The following is a 296-nucleotide window of genomic DNA, read 5'->3' as shown; positions in this document are numbered from 1 at the left end:
CTGCTAAAGCTAAAGGCTACGAAGTATTGTTGTTAGATTCGCCAATTGTTTCTCATTTAATTCAGAAGTTAGAAACATCAAAAGAAAATATATCTTTTGCACGTGTTGATGGCGATCATATTGATAATTTAATTAAGAAAGATGACAACACCATATCAAAATTAGATGAAGACCAAAAGAAAACACTTGATGAACTTTTAAAAGACGTTATTCCTTCTGATAAATTTATGGTGCAACTTGAAGCTATGGATAGCAGCGCCAACCCATTTATTATTACACAGCCAGAATTTATGCGT

1 pseudogene is annotated in these 296 nt (G+C 32.4%); it reads left to right on the top strand.

Annotated features, from left to right (window positions below):
- Positions 1 to 296: pseudogene (locus tag FUA24_RS07925) on the top strand (molecular chaperone HtpG); the annotation flags it as partial.

The sequence above is a fragment of the Seonamhaeicola marinus genome, assembly GCF_008085455.1.
The sequence above is the reverse complement of the archived record's forward strand: the minus strand, read 5'-3'. Positions and strand labels throughout refer to the sequence as shown.